Here is a 15,961-nt window from a genome sequence, read left to right as displayed (position 1 = left end):
AGTTCAACGGAGGTTCGTCAAGAAGCGAGCCTCTTTTCCGTTCCCAAGACTGATGAGTGAAGCACTATAGCTTGAGATACCCACGGTGGTGATCGCTTTTTTCTAACAAACTATTGTCTAAAAATCTAAGTCAACAAGTCGGATTTTACAATGGATAACGTCGGATCAAGTATAACATGAAATAATTCTAGTGATTATAATTTCATATGATTGCCGCCGGAGATGGATTCTCGCAAGCTAGTATCATCCAAGAGTAACTTGGGGCTATTATCAATGATCAGAAAAATCACAAGAGAGGAAAGGTGAACATGAAACGTAATTCCTTTAATGAAAACTGGACGGTAGGCCCGAAGAAAGGATTTTTTTCCGAATCGACAGTTGCCTTAGTTCCCCCTAAGGCCATCACTTTGCCTCATGACGCGATGATCGAAAGGTATCGCAAGAAGCCCTCGGATGATGGCAGTCATCATCTTCATGGCATAGCCTTTTATCCTGAAGGAGAATATGAGTATACTAAGACGTTCTTAGTACCGGAAGAGTATCGGGAGAAAAAAGTGACCATTGAATTTGAAGGTGTTTTTAGGGATGCGATGGTATACATTAACGATGCTTTTGCCGGACAGCAGCCTAATGGCTATTCGAATTTCTATGTAAAAACAGACCGTTTCTTGAAATACGGGGAAGAAAACCACATTAAAGTGATTGCGATGAACTACAAAGATTCTCGCTGGTATTCCGGTGCCGGGATTTATCGAAACACCAACCTCATCGTTGGGAATTTGGTTCATATTGCGCTTGACGGAGTGAAAATTTCGACCCCTGATATCCAACGCAACCACGCTATGGTCAGTATAGGGACGATTATTCAAAACGAAGGTCTCCATACTCAGACGGTCAGAGTTCTGACTGAGATTGTCGACCAAGTAGGCTGCGTCGTAGCCAGTGACACGGCGACGCTAACCACGTTTGCGGGTGAGGATGCAACTTTGCGTCAACGGCTATATGTGCGGCAGCCAAAACTTTGGAGCGTAGAACAGCCTAATCTTTATTCTTGTCGAACCCGTGTGCTAAAAGATAACGAACAACTGGACGAGGAAATGAATTATTTCGGAATCCGTTCGCTTTCGCTGGACCCGGAAAAAGGACTCAGTATCAATGGCGAAGTCGTAAAGCTGCGCGGAGCATGCATTCACCATGATAATGGCGTAATTGGAGCCGCTACGATTGACAGGGCCGAAGAACGGCGAGTTGAGATTTTGAAGCAGGCAGGCTTTAATGCATTGCGCAGTGCGCATCAACCGATAAGCAAGGCACTCCTTGACGCTTGCGATCGACTCGGCATGCTCGTCATGGACGAAAGTTTCGATATGTGGACCTCAACAAAAGTCGATCACGATTATGCGCTACAATTTCCGATCTGGTGGGAGAAAGACATCCAGGCTATGGTAGATAAGGATTTCAATCATCCTTGCGTTATTATGTATTCGATCGGAAACGAAATTATGGAAACGGGAAGGTCGATTGATTCCGTATGGGGGCGCAAGTTGGCGGAGAAGATTCGATCGCTTGACAATACGCGTTTTGTGACGAACTCTATCAGCTTTATGGTATCTGTCATAGCTGAATTCATGAAAAAAACGATAACGAACCAGGGGACAGACAATAAAGGCATTAATACGATGTTGAACAACTTCGATCAGGTTATGGCTGGGATTGAAAAATCAGATCTCGCCACGGCACGAACTGCAGAATCATTTGGCTATGTTGATATTGCGGGTTACAACTATGCAGATGAGCGTTATCAATTGGACAAGGGTCTGTTTCCAAATCGGGTGATAGTTGGAAGCGAAACCTTCCCTTCGATGATCGACAAGAATTGGAAACTGGTGAAGGAGAACAGCCACGTTCTTGGTGATTTTACTTGGACGGGTTGGGACTATCTTGGCGAAGTGGGAATAGGTAGAGTCAAGTATGATCCAAACGAGGATGCTGGCTTATTAGGAACATATCCATGGCTTACGGCCTGGTGCGGAGATATTGATATCATTGGAAACCGTCGCCCGACATCTTATTACCGTGAAATCGTGTTTGGGTTCCGCAAGGATCCGTACATCGCAGTTCAGCGCCCCGAGCATTACGGCAAGAAGCTTATTCCCTCTAAGTGGAGTTGGAGCGATTCTGTATCCAGCTGGTCGTGGAATGGATACGAAGACAAGCCGATTAAAGTTGAAGTATATGCCGATGCGGACGAAGTCGAGCTATTAGTGAACGGCAAATCTGTAGGCAAAGCGGCCGTAGGCGAAGAAAATCGCTTTATGACCGAATTTGATACGACATTCGAGCCGGGCGAAATTATGGCGCTAGCTTATACGAAAGGCAAAGAGTCCGGACGGATGTCGCTTTGCTCGGCAACCGGCGACGTGCAGTTGAAAGTCGTGGCTGATAGGGCGGAGATCGCAGCATCAGACCGCGATCTGTCTTTTGTAATGATTCGGTTGGAGGATGGGCAAGGCCATTTATACAATTCCGCCGATCGTAAGGTTTCAGTTCGAGTGGACGGCCCGGGAATACTGCAAGGATTAGGAAGTGCGAATCCGGTAACTGAGGAAAACTTCTTCGATCCTGAATGTACGACCTTTGATGGGCAGGCTTTGGCAGTTGTACGTCCCACGGGTGCTGGGTCGATTACCGTGACGGTTGCCTCCGAGGATTGCGCTGCTAGTAGCGTCCAGATCAACGTGCAAGTTTCGTAAGGTTAGAATAAAGGTTTAAAGAGAAACGGGACCAAAAGTAATTTAATTCTACGTGGAAGTCTCGGTTAAGCATGGAACTCATGGTCGTACAAGTTCATGTCAGCGATGACTTTTCGAGCAGGTTTTGCCCCGTTAAAGAGCTTGCAGGGGTTTAACGCATAGCGATTGCAGTAGAGGGAACAATTTCGGTTGCATTCTCTCACAAACGGATCAACAAGCACAGGTAAACGAATAAGTAGCTAACGGAAGCTCGTCAAGAAGCGAGCCTCTTTTCCGTTCTAAGACTGTTGAGTGAAGCACTTGAGAAACCAACGGTCGTGATCGCGTTATCTAACAAACTATTGCCCAGGAATTTAAGTCAACAAGTCGGTTTTGGCATTGGATAACGTCGGATGAAGTATACCAGGAAATAAATCTAGTAAATTATAATTTCATATAAGTATGATAATTTGTAGGGGGGAAGAAAAGTGATTTATAAAGATCCAAATAGATCTATTCAAGAAAGAGTCGAAAATTTAATAGGAATGATGTCCCTCAAGGAAAAAGTTGCACAACTCTACTGTGCCGCTGTGTCTGATAGAGACGATGATTTTAATAAACTGAAGGAAGTTATGAAAGATGGGCTTGGTACACTGGGTTGTTTGAATGTCTCGCTAACCGGAGACAATATCAAAGATATCGATAAATTAAGGAGAATTCAGAAGTTCCTCTTGGAGGAAACGAGGTTGGGTATTCCTGTTCTTATTCATAATGAAGGTATAGCCGGAGCACAAATTCCAGGTGCTACGACGTTTCCGCAATCTCTTAATCTTGCTTCTACATGGGACCCGGAACTAGCAAGAAAGATGGGCGATGTGGTAAAAAAACAGCTTATGGCTTTCGGTATCAAGGCAGTACATTCTCCACTTTTTGATTTAGGTAGAGATCCAAGATGGGGGAGAATAGGTGAAACCTATGGAGAAGATCCTTATCTCGTTGCGCAGATGGGCACAGCCTATGTTAAAGGGGTGCAGGGCAAGAATCAGCTTATGGCCACAGCTAAGCATTTTGTAGGCTATGGAAATGCTGAAGGCGGCAGAAATGGTGGCGAGATGCAAATTGCAGAAAGGAAATTGCTGGATACTTATTGTTTTCCATTTGAAGCGGTAATTCATGAAGCCAATGTCATGGGCATTATGAATAGTTATGGAATCTTGAACGATCAAGCTGTATCTACCTCAAAATGGCTGATGACGGATATTTTAAGGGAGAAGTTAGGCTTTAGCGGTTTAGTAGTTGCGGATTATGGAAGCATAACCCATGCTAATGCTCGCTACCGTGTGTCTAAAAGTCCCAAGGAAACAGCTATATTGGCTTTGCAAGCTGGAATGGATGTTGAACAGCCAAGTAATGATTGTTACCGTTTCCTGGTAGAAGCTGTCGAATCGGGAGAGATAACAGAAAATGATATTGATCGTTCCGTGCGGCGAGTTCTTGAGACAAAATTTAAATTAGGGTTGTTTGAAAATCCATATGAAGACGGGGATTTTGTGTATGAAATTAGCAAACCGGAGAATTCAGATTTATCGCAAGAGATTGCTGAAAAATCCATTGTCTTAGTAAAGAATGAAGAAGACATACTTCCACTAAAAAAGGATATAAAAATTGCTTTGATCGGGCCGTCTTCAGACAATAAAATTAATTTCTTTGGAGGATACTCCTCGGTTGGTTCTGCTATTGCAAGAAGTAGTGATTTTGATAAATCTGAAGAAGACAAGTTTCTCCAAATGATTTATCCAGGCTTTATTGTAGAACATAAAGAGTCTATTAAAGCAGCTGGAGTTGAATATAGCGATGAACCAACACTTGAACAAAAAAATATTATTATGGGCCTAATAAGGCAACATATTGCTTCTTTTTATGCTCCAAACAAAGTGTATGAAACATATGAAGATTTTGTTCAGCAATTCTATCCGGAATGTAAAACAGTAAAGGAAGTATTGGAAGAGGAGTTTGGTGAACATAATGTATTACACGCAAGAGGCACTAATATTCTCAAGCCAATTGAGGGCGGAATAGAGGAAGTAAAAGCAATTGTTCAACAGGCAGATATAGTTATCGCTGTATTAGGCGGTAAAGAAAACATGATTGATCCTGAAGCAACATGCGGCGAAAATAAAGATAATCTAAACATACAACTTGAAGAACCGCAGTTGGAGATGATGGAAGAAGTGTTTAAGCTGGGGAAACCCGTCATTTCGATAATTGTCGATGGCAGACCACTGGCAATACCATCGATAAGCAAGCAAAGTAAAGCTCTTTTGTATTCTTGGCTACCAGCTCAATCAGGGGCAGAAGCTATCGTTAACATTTTAAAAGGTAAAAGAAATCCTAGTGGTAAATTGCCTGTGACTATTTTAAAAGAGATTGGACAAGTTCCGATGTACAACAGCAGGCTTCCTATCTTCTTGGAGATCAATGATAGAGCAGAATATATCGGTCATGATAAAAATACACCTTTGTACCCATTTGGTCATGGTTTAAGTTACACTAAATTTGATTATTTTGATTTGAGTATGAATAATACCGTTCAATCGGATAGCGAATTAAATCTTCGTTTTAAAGTAAAGAATACGGGGCTATATGCTGGAGACGAAATCGTGCAGGTATATATACGTGACTGTGTAAGCAGTGTTGTTAGACCCGTTCAACAACTTGTTGGATTTAATCGGATTAGTTTGAATTCAGGAGAAGAAAAAGAAATTTCATTTGCTGTGAATATGAGGCAATTGGCTTTTCATGATTTAAATATGGATCTCATTGTGGAGCCTGGAAAGATGGAAGTATTTGTTGGTGCGTCATCACAAGATATCAGATTGCATGGCGCCTTCGAAATTATCGGTGAAAAGATGATTATAGATAGAAAAGTTTTCTCATCAAAATCATCAATTAATAATTTGTAGAAGACAGGGTACACTTAAAGTAAGCCAATATTTAACCACTTGGTACTGATATGCTTTATTAGGCACCTCAACAACCACCATTAATGTGGGGGTTGTTGGGTGATTTTTTTTAATTTTGTTGTATAACTCACATCGATACATGATGGCATAAAAATCAAGTCGGATTACCGCAACCTTGCAGGGCTTGCCCTCATTTTTTTCTTGTCGTAGTAAGCTTTAACTGTGTACATTCATTAAAGAAGTAGGAAGTGTCCAAAATTTTAGAAAAGTAGGGGTAAAAATGAAAGTCGGAATTCTCAATCTATATAGTCGGAACTTGTATAACGATGTCCCCCTCGTTTTTTTATAATAAATACTGTCAACAAGACTTTAATTCATACTCTAAGGGGGAAATACTTTGAAAGAAAAAAAAATATTGCCTGTTTTAATGGCAACCATACTGACGGTGGCTGTAGTCGGATGTGGAAACGGTAACAATACAAATTCATCAACAGCAAACAATTCAAACCAGTCAAAAACTGAAGCGAGTGAAACGGGGAAAATTAATTTTAATGAAGAACCGTATACAATCAAGATGAACTATGCAGTTCTCGGCCAAGAACAACCTGATCTATCTAAAATTGAAGCCAAATTAAATGAAGTTACTCTCAAAGAGATTAATGCTAAAGTTGACCTTGAGGGAGTGAGCTTGTACAATACGGCAAATGTTTATGCGTTAAAAGCTTCAAGCGGGGAGAAAATGGATCTTATGATGCTTATGCCGGGTAGTAGCTATCTCTCATCATTCGCGGGCAGAAAAATGATTCGCCCGATTGATAAGGAGATAGCAGAATGGGGGCCTGCACTGAAGGAAACGGCAGGAGACCTTTTGCCTGCGGGTCAATTTAAAGGAGAACAGTATGCGGTTCCACAGATCACTAGTGGGAAGCTAACATTCGGTTTTACTCTGAATAAAAATATACTAGATAAATATAATATTGACATTACAGGAGTAAGTTCTCTAGATGATATGGATGCTATCTTTGAAAAAGTCCACAAATCTGAACCTTCATTGACGTTGCTTGCTCCAGAAGTCAGTTCATCAGATATGGCAAGTTTCTTAGTTTATTTTGATGGATTAGGCAATACGTATGGTGGACTCACAGATGATAGTGGTACAAAGGTAGTTAATTTATTTGAAACCGAGCAATGGGTCAATACAGCGAAAAAGGTTAGAGAATGGTATCAAAAAGGATACATTTCAAAAGATGTTAGTACATCACAAGATGATGGCGGTACCCTATTAGACAATGGCAAAGTATTTGCGACGGCTTCTGGCTCCATCCATTTCAATGGTGGTGCAACAGTACCAATCCCGAAAAGAACGATAGCTTTACATCCTCCAGTCCTGACTACAGCAGATTCCCAGCTTTTCTTATGGGCTGTATCGTCGTCCAGTGAGCGACCAGACAAGGCCATTCAATTCCTTAATTTGCTTAATTCAAGCAAAGAGCTATCAACATTACTGAAATACGGGATTGAAGGAGAACACTACGAACTAAATAAGGATGGAACTGTTGATACCTCTAAAAATGAAAATTATCGAAATGACTGGTTGATGTTTGGAAATTATAATCTTATGCCTTTAGATTCCTCGTTTGTCCAGTCTAGTGGAATCAGTGCTGACAAATATAGAGCAAGGGAAAAAGAGTGGAATGATAAAACTGAAAAATCTCCCGGCTATGGTTTTATGTTTGATCCTACACCTGTGAAGACGGAAGTGGCAGCTTTAGATGCTATTGTTCAACAGTATCGAAAAGTCATTGGAAATGGTTCAGTGGATACTGATGAGTTGTTAAAGAAGTTCAATGATAGTCTATACGCAGCAGGTCTACAAAAGGTTATGGATGAGAAGCAACGTCAATTTGATGAGTGGCTCGCAACTAAAGGAAAATAGTACTCGGTGAAATTTCGCTAAGAAAGAACTGTCTTCCACTAAGGATAGGCAGTTCTTTTTATTTTTCTATACCAATGGTCGGAAAATGAAATCTCATTTGTCGTTCTATGTATAACGATCTGCCCTTCTCTTTTTGTAAAATTATTAATGAAGGGATAGGTAAATGATCTTTTACTTCAGAGAAAACCATACTAGGAGGCGGAAAAAAAGTGAAGGCAACATCGAGTTTAAGATTAGAGAATAAGCCAAGGAAGAAGATCCATTGGAAATCATATATTCCATTGTATCTCTTGGCTTTACCTGCATTAATTTATTTACTTATTAATAACTACTTGCCACTTTACGGCATGCAAATTGCATTTAGAGAACTTGATTTTTCAGGGAGCATTTTTAGTGGTAAGTTCGTGTGGTTTGATAACTTTAAGTTTTTATTTGCAACTGATAATGCATGGATCATGACTCGTAACACCGTTCTTTATAATCTATTGTTTATTGTGGTAGGAACTGTTTTCTCAGTTGCTGTAACAATTCTTTTTAATGAAATAATGAGTAAAAAGATTGCAAAGTTTTACCAGTCAGCTGTTCTTATTCCATACTTTATTTCAATGGTAATTGTAGGTTACTTGGTATTCGCATTTCTAAGCAGCGATAATGGCTTTATTAATCACTCTATCTTAAAACCGTTAGGAATTGATCCGATATCTTGGTACTCTGAACCTAAATATTGGCCGTTCATTTTACTGTTTATTCATACCTGGAAAGCTATGGGATACAATCTGATGTTTTATACTGCAAGAATTATTACCATAAGTAAAGATTACTATGAGGCAGCAAAAATTGATGGAGCAACAAAGTGGCAGCAAATTAGACATATTACTTTGCCACTCCTTAAACCAGTAATTATTTTAACGACAATTCTTGCTATTGGGAGAATCTTCTATTCTGATTTCGGCTTGTTTTATCAAGTTCCTATGAACTCGGGTGCACTATATGACGTTACTACAACGATTGACACCTATTCATTCCGGGCACTTATGAACCTGGGAGATATCACAATGTCAACTGCAACAGGCGTGTACCAATCAGTTGTTGGTTTTATATTGATTTTGATCGCAAATGCGGTAATTAAAAAAATAAGCAAAGAAGACTCACTATTCTGAAAACGGAGCGATAGATAATGATAGAAAATAAAGATAAACGTTGGTCAGTGGCTGGACACTTCATAATGATAATTTTATCCGTCCTTGCAATTGCTCCTTTTATACTACTGTTAATGTCTTCTATAACAGACGAAGGGACAGCACTACAAAACGGATATAGCTTTTTTCCACAAAAATTTTCCTTAGATGCTTATTCTTATATTGCAACTCAGTGGGGACTCATTGGAAGAGGATATTTGGTTTCTATATTTGTTACTATTGTCGGCACTTTTGTTGGAGTAAGTATATCTGCTATGCTCGCGTATACTCTTAGCAAGCATGATCTTCCTGGACGAGGTTTGCTAATGTTCCTGTTAACCTTTACGATGCTTTTTAATGGAGGATTAACTTCAACATACATTGTGTATACGCAAATTTTCCATATTAAAGATACAATTTTTGGTCTGCTTTTACCGAATTTATTGATGAACGCATATTTCGTAATTATGTTTAAAAATTATTTTGAGCATACTCTACCAGGAGCACTCGTTGAATCTGCACGGATTGACGGCGCAACAGAATTTAAAATCTTTTACAAAATCGCCGTGCCTTTGTCCGTACCAATGTTCGTTACTGTAGGCATGACTTCGGCGTTGAGTTATTGGAATGACTGGACTAATGGAATGTATTATCTCTCAACGAACAGTAATATCCAAAGTATACAAACTCTATTAAATAATATTAACGAAAACATTAAATTCCTACAGCAAAATAATGTTGGCACCACGGTAACCACAGCAGATTTACCCTCAGTTACCGTGAGAATGGCAATTGCTGTAGTTGGCGTTTTACCAATGCTTCTGTTGTTTCCTTTATTCCAGAGATGGTTCGTTAATGGGGCAACTGAGGGGGCAGTTAAGGAGTGAATACTTTGAAAAGAAGACTCAATAAAATTATCTCAAGTATGACTTTGGAAGAAAAAGTGAGTTTATGCTCTGGAGTAGGTGCATGGAATACTATTGCTTTACCTGCTCATGAAATTCCATCAATTATGCTGACCGATGGGCCCCATGGTTTGAGAAAACAAATGGGCGCCCAGGATCATATGGGAATGAACCAAAGTGTACCAGCGACCTGTTTTCCGACTGCTGCAGGACTTGCTTGTTCCTGGAACAGAGATCTAGTTGAAAGGGTCGGTGTTGCTCTTGGTGAAGAGTGTCAAGCAGAAGGAGTTCAAATTTTACTTGGGCCCGGAACAAATATTAAACGATCACCTCTTTGTGGAAGAAATTTCGAGTACTTTTCAGAAGACCCATATCTATCATCTGAACTGACAGCAAAACATATAAAAGGTGTTCAAAGTCAAGGGGTAGGTGCTTCTTTAAAACATTTTGCCGTAAATAATCAGGAGACGAGACGATTTAACTTAAACGTTGTCCTTGATGAACGCACCCTACGTGAAATTTACCTTGCTAGCTTTGAAGGTGCAATCAAACAGGCACAACCATGGACAGTAATGGCTGCTTATAACAAGATAAATGGTGAGTATTGTTCTGAGAATCAAACATTGTTAAATGATATTTTAAGAGAAGAATGGGGCTTTGAAGGATTTGTCGTTTCTGACTGGGGAGCAGTAAGTGAACGGGATGTAGCTTTAAGTGCAGGAATGGATTTGGAGATGCCAGGAAGTAATGGAGTGGGCAGTGAAAAAATTTTGAATGCCATAAATAATGGAGATTTGTCTGAAGAAACATTAGATAGTGCTGTCGAAAGAATTCTTACTGTTATCTTTAAAGCTCAGGAGAATATAAAGCATCAAGCAGCCTATGATCCGGATGCCCATCATCGACTTGCCAGGGAAGCTGCAGCGGAAAGTATGGTGTTATTAAAAAATGAAGATCAGATCCTCCCACTTAGAAAACAGGGAAAAATTGCCTTGATAGGCGCGTTCACAAAAAATCCAAGATATCAAGGAGCAGGTAGCTCGCGAGTAAACCCTACGAAATTGGATAATCCCTATTTAGAGATAACGCAGAAGGCAAAGGAAGCTCAGTTTAAGTATGCCAAAGGTTATTCGTTGGAAACCGACCAAATTAACGTTGATTTGATTTTGGAAGCTCAAAAAGTTGCTAAGGAGTCAGAGGTTGCAATAATATTTGTCGGTTTGCCAGAAAAATATGATGCTGAAGGTGTCGACCGTAAGCATCTTGAACTTCCAAATAATCAAAACCTATTAATTGAGGCGGTTGCCGAAGTTCAAAAGAATATCGTAATAGTTATTTTGAACGGATCGGCTGTGGAAATGCCATGGTTAAATAAAGCGAAGGGAATACTTGAAGCTTATTTGGGAGGCCAAGCTATGGCAGGTGCCATAGCCGATATTTTGTTTGGCGACAAAAACCCTTCGGGTAAGCTTGCAGAGACCTTTCCGATGAAACTAAGTCATACACCATCTTATATTAATTTTCCTGGTGAAAGCGATAAAGTTGAATATAGAGAGGGTGTTTTTGTCGGTTACCGTCACTACGATAAAGTTGAAATTGAACCATTGTTCCCGTTTGGATACGGTCTTTCCTATACAACTTATGAATACTCGGATCTTAGTTTTAATCATAAAGAGATTTCTGACTCGCAAGAAGTTATTGTAACGCTAAAGGTTAAAAATATGGGGAATAGAGCGGGGAAAGAAATTGTACAACTCTATGTACGGGATAATGAAAGTAGTGTTATCAGACCCGTGAAGGAATTAAAAGGATTTGAAAAAATCGAGTTAGACCCCGGTGAAGAAAAACTGGTTACCTTTACGGTGGGGAAACGTGCGTTTGCATATTATAACGTTGATTTAATGGATTGGTATGTGGAGACCGGAGAATTTGAAATACTCATTGGAAAGTCTTCAAGAGAAATTATACTGAAAGATACGATTGTGGTGAACTCAACAGTTGAATTGAAAAAAAAATACACGTTAGATTCAACCTTAGGAGACATCAAGACTCATCCGATTGCTGTTCCATTCATTTCTAATCTATTAGCAGGAATGGGGTTAGATGATTCCTCAAATGGAGGACCATTCGGAATGGACAAAGATTCGCTATTAAACAGCATTAAATTAAGGAATTTTGAATCGCAACGTACTATGCCAAAGGACATGTTAAACGAACTACTTAAGGGCTTGAATGAATAATTTTAACTGTGAAAAAATGTATCTGATTGGTGAGGACAAATTTAAGGAGGCCCTAAATGTTTGGAATTTGGAACAGCACAATAAATGTAAGTGAAACTGCTACAATGAAATTTATCTTTCAAATTGAGGAATTAAATGATATACAACTTCGTATCTGGACAGAACCTGTTCCAATGATTGAGATTGAAGAGACAATTGTTGAAAATAATCATCTTTTTGCCAAAGGGCATAATAAGTATATGCCTGGCGAGATAACGTTTAATCTCTATTTTAACGAAACCTCCTTTTCGGGAGAAATCAACATGATGAATCGAAGTTTTCAGATCATCGGAGAAAAAGGCAGAGGAACAGTTCAATCCAAAGAATATATTGCCGCCCATGTGAAGAATAAACGAAAATCCAATTTGTCTCCTCGCGGTGATAAGGAAATAGAGATGGAAGTGGAAAAGATTCTGAACAAAATGTCCTTGGATGATAAAATAGGACAAATGAGCCAATGTTTGGCCTCTAATCACTCATTCGGTGGTGCTGTGAATTCAGCCCCACCTGAACAACTGATCTCCGAAGGGAAGGCGGGCTCTGTACTCGGAGCCTTTGATATTAATCGTATATACGAGCTTCAGAAAATTGCAGTAGAGCAATCACCTCACAAAATTCCATTGTTTTTTAATGCAGATATTATCCATGGTTTCCAAACTATATTTCCCGTTCCTCTTGCATGGTCATGCAGTTGGGATATGGAATTGATCAAACAGGCTTGTGCTATTGCGGCTAAAGAAGCGACTGCTTCCGGCAACACGTTTAACCATGGACCAATGGTAGATCTGACTCGGGATCCGCGTTGGGGACGAGTTGTGGAGGGCTCAGGGGAGGATCCATATCTTGGGGCCCAAATCGCCAAAGCTCAGGTAGGAGGGTTCCAAGGAGAAAGCTTATTTGATGAGGAAACTTTAATTGCCTGCCTGAAGCATTTTATAGGTTATGGTGGCGCTGAGGGTGGACGTGATTACAACACTGTAGATATGTCTGAGTGGACTTTGCGTAATTTTCATTTGCCCGCATTTCAGGCGGGTATTGAAGCAGGTGCTGGTTCCGTTATGAATGCCTTTAATTTCTATCAAGGTGTTCCAGTAGCTGGAAATGGATATTTGCTTCGTGAATTGTTGCGCAAAGAACTTGGGTTCAAGGGAATGTTAATTTCGGATTATGGCTCTATTGAAGAAATTCAGATTCACGGAGCGGCCAGAGATAAAGGAGAAGCAGCTAAAATGGCAATTGACGCTACAATGGATATTGAAATGGTAACCAGTGTCTATGCCGATGAACTCCCTAGTTTGGTCGAAAAAGGAACTGTGAAACAAAAACAACTGGATGATGCCGTACGCCGCATATTGACTTATAAATTTAAAATTGGAATTATGGATGACCCATATCGTTATATTCAACCGGAAAAGGAAGAACTGGTTCACCTTCATCCGGAGCACTTAAATAAAAGTAGAGAATTAGCCCGCAAGTCAGTGGTTTTGCTCAAAAATAGTGGAGTCTTACCACTTTCGAAGGATCGCAAAATTGCTGTTATAGGGCCTTTTGGTGCAAGCCGAGACCTGCTTGGACCATGGCAATTCACCAAATATGCCTATGAAACTATAACCTTACTTCAAGGCATATCATCTAAGGGTGTAGAAAAGAGCCAAATAGTATACTCTCAAGGATGTGACGTAGAGGCTTATATCGAAAATGGTATCGAAGATGCGGTAAAAGCGTCTGAGGAGTCAGATATTGTAATTCTGGCACTAGGTGAATCCAGTGATATGAGTGGTGAAGCGGCATCACGCACCAATATTTCGCTTCCGGAAGTACAGATGAGATTGGCGAAAGCTGTTGTTGCAGTAGGGAAACCGGTTGTTCTTGTATTAACGAATGGTAGACCAATTTTGCTCGATTGGTTTGAACAACATACTGATGCAATTGTGGAGACTTGGTTTCTAGGTACACAGGCTGGTTACGCAATAGCCGATGTCTTATTTGGGGATTACAATCCTTCAGGAAAGCTTACTATGAGCTTTCCTCATAATGTAGGGCAAATTCCTGTGTACTATAATCACTTCAGAACAGGACGTCCATTGACAGATAATCAGGATCAAAAGTATTTGTCAAAATACATCGATTCTCCGAATGAGCCTTTGTATCCTTTTGGATACGGATTGAGCTACTCTTTCTTTGAATATGCTAATCTCCGATTAGACAGGCAGAAGATAATGCACAAGGATATTCTTCATGCGAGTGTAACGGTTACAAATACAGGCCGTTATGCAGGAGAGGAAATTGTGCAGCTGTACATTCAAGATTCGTATGGCAGCACAGTCCGCCCGGTCAAAGAACTTAAGGGATTCTGTAAGGTGTGGTTGGAATCAGGAGAGAGCCAAGAAGTTATATTTCAAATCGGAGAAAAGGATTTGGTTTATTACACTGGCAATCAACGCTATGAAGCGGAATCCGGAGAGTTCAAGATTTTCATTGGCTCAAATTCCCGTGATGTATTGGAAGCTGGATTCGAGCTGTTAGAAGCAGAGGTTTCTTGATTCACATGCCCTTTTTTCCGAATTAAAAAATACGTAATAACACTTGATGGCTTATGTACTAGAACGAAAGATAGAACATAACAAAGGCGCTGCATGCGCCTTTGTTATGTTTTTATGAGATTAATCTAATTTCCTAAAGGCGGGATCGACATTGAAAGCATATTTCAAAAACAAAGCCGTTGTCGGTGGTATTTTCATGATGATTTTCTATCAAATTGTTATGATTGGGATCACTATGTCTGGTTACAGTGCAATACCAAAAAATGTTGATCGTTTGACGATGGCTATTGTGAATGAAGATCAACAGTCAGGTGCACAATTTGTAGAGCAGTTAAAGACACAATTACCGCTGCGTGTCGTCACTAATGAACCCCTTGAGCAGGCACAGAAGAAACTAGACAATCGCGATATACAGTTCATTATGCATATTCCGGAAGACTTTTCGAAAAATCTGGCTGCCCAGGGCGAACAGGTGAGGCTGGATTTTTTCATCAACGAGTCGAATCCAGCCGCAATTAATAGCACGATGCAAAGCATAGCAACAAAGGTTTCATCGCAGATAAGCGCTCAGATCCAGAAGGGAAGTATAGAGACTCTTCTTCAGGGCATGAATGTGCCTGAGGATCAATCCAAACAAGTGGCGGAAAGTTTGGTGTCGAAGGTAATGGCAAATATCGTGTCAACGAACACGCCGCCTGCCGGTATGCACAATCAGATGGCGCCGATGTTCCTGACGATTGCATCTTATGTAGGCGCGATGATTTATTCGATGATCAGTTCGGTTGCACTCAACCAGCTGAAGGCAAAAGTGGGGAAATGGAATGCATTCCTCTCACTGCAGGGCGTCCATATGGTGCTATCCTTAATTGCGCCGCTGGTCGGTTTGAGCATTTATTTTGGCTTTCACGGGTATGGGGCTGAGACGTTCCTCAAAATGTGGATGGTCCATTCCTTGGGAATGCTTGTTGCCATCGAGTTCACCAGTGTTTGTGGGCTGCTGTTCGGTCAAGCGGGCATGGTTCTAAATCTGCCTTTAATGCTATTGCAGACGATTGCGTGTGGAGCCGTGATGCCGCAAGATATGATGCCGGGATTCTTTAAAGCGTTCAGCTACATTTCCCCGATGTTCTACGCAGTTCAACTAGATTATAATATGCTCTTTGGAGGCGGCAAGACGTTTGAATATGTCCTCGGTTTGGCCTTGGTGGGTGTCGGTGCGCTAATCATAAATTTGTTCATTCACCAGTTTAAGCCAGTCAAAGCTGCCGAAGTTGAGGGGAAGCCTGCAACTGAATTACAATACATGTAAAATAAGTTTAAAAGGGCAGATAGGCAAGGTAGTCCTGTCGGCCCTTTTTCATATGTTGAGAGGGATCCCCAATTGCCAATTTGTTCTTCTCAATAAGGTTTGACAAGCAGATGAAT

The 15,961-nt window shown here is 40.5% G+C and carries 8 protein-coding genes; all 8 read left to right on the top strand.

Annotation, left to right across the window (positions count from 1 at the left end):
• Nucleotides 1–308 precede the first annotated feature (308 nt).
• The 8 genes from TX85_RS22580 (at nucleotide 309) to TX85_RS22545 (ending at nucleotide 15,845) form a co-directional block, all read left to right on the top strand.
• Nucleotides 309–2,753 (top strand): glycoside hydrolase family 2 TIM barrel-domain containing protein, encoded by a 2,445-nt coding sequence (locus TX85_RS22580; protein ID WP_044482102.1) that lies wholly within the window; start codon nucleotides 309–311, stop codon nucleotides 2,751–2,753.
• Between the two features lie 467 nt (nucleotides 2,754–3,220).
• Nucleotides 3,221–5,695, top strand: coding sequence for a glycoside hydrolase family 3 N-terminal domain-containing protein (locus TX85_RS22575; protein ID WP_044482101.1), 2,475 nt, complete (start codon nucleotides 3,221–3,223; stop codon nucleotides 5,693–5,695).
• 397 nt (nucleotides 5,696–6,092) lie between these two features.
• Entirely contained in the window at nucleotides 6,093–7,631 is a 1,539-nt protein-coding gene (locus TX85_RS22570; RefSeq protein WP_044482100.1) for an ABC transporter substrate-binding protein, read from the top strand.
• Between the two features lie 209 nt (nucleotides 7,632–7,840).
• Nucleotides 7,841–8,791, top strand: coding sequence for an ABC transporter permease (locus TX85_RS22565; RefSeq protein WP_044482099.1), 951 nt, complete (start codon nucleotides 7,841–7,843; stop codon nucleotides 8,789–8,791).
• 17 nt (nucleotides 8,792–8,808) lie between these two features.
• The gene (locus tag TX85_RS22560) at nucleotides 8,809–9,696 is read left to right on the top strand and encodes a carbohydrate ABC transporter permease (protein ID WP_044482098.1); all 888 of its coding nucleotides are present in this window, start codon (nucleotides 8,809–8,811) and stop codon (nucleotides 9,694–9,696) included.
• A gap of 5 nt (nucleotides 9,697–9,701) precedes the next feature.
• Nucleotides 9,702–11,954 (top strand): glycoside hydrolase family 3 C-terminal domain-containing protein, encoded by a 2,253-nt coding sequence (locus TX85_RS22555; RefSeq protein WP_044482199.1) that lies wholly within the window; start codon nucleotides 9,702–9,704, stop codon nucleotides 11,952–11,954.
• A 56-nt stretch (nucleotides 11,955–12,010) separates the two neighbouring features.
• A complete protein-coding gene (gene bglX, locus TX85_RS22550; protein WP_049895187.1) occupies nucleotides 12,011–14,536 on the top strand; it encodes a beta-glucosidase BglX in 2,526 nt (841 codons plus the stop codon).
• 151 nt (nucleotides 14,537–14,687) lie between these two features.
• Complete coding sequence (locus TX85_RS22545; RefSeq protein WP_044482097.1) at nucleotides 14,688–15,845, top strand: YhgE/Pip domain-containing protein; 1,158 nt, start codon at nucleotides 14,688–14,690, stop codon at nucleotides 15,843–15,845.
• Nucleotides 15,846–15,961 lie beyond the last annotated feature (116 nt).

This window comes from Paenibacillus antibioticophila, from assembly GCF_000455265.1.
Lineage (GTDB): Bacteria > Bacillota > Bacilli > Paenibacillales > Paenibacillaceae > Fontibacillus > Fontibacillus antibioticophila.
This window is presented reverse-complemented; position numbering and strand designations above follow the sequence as displayed.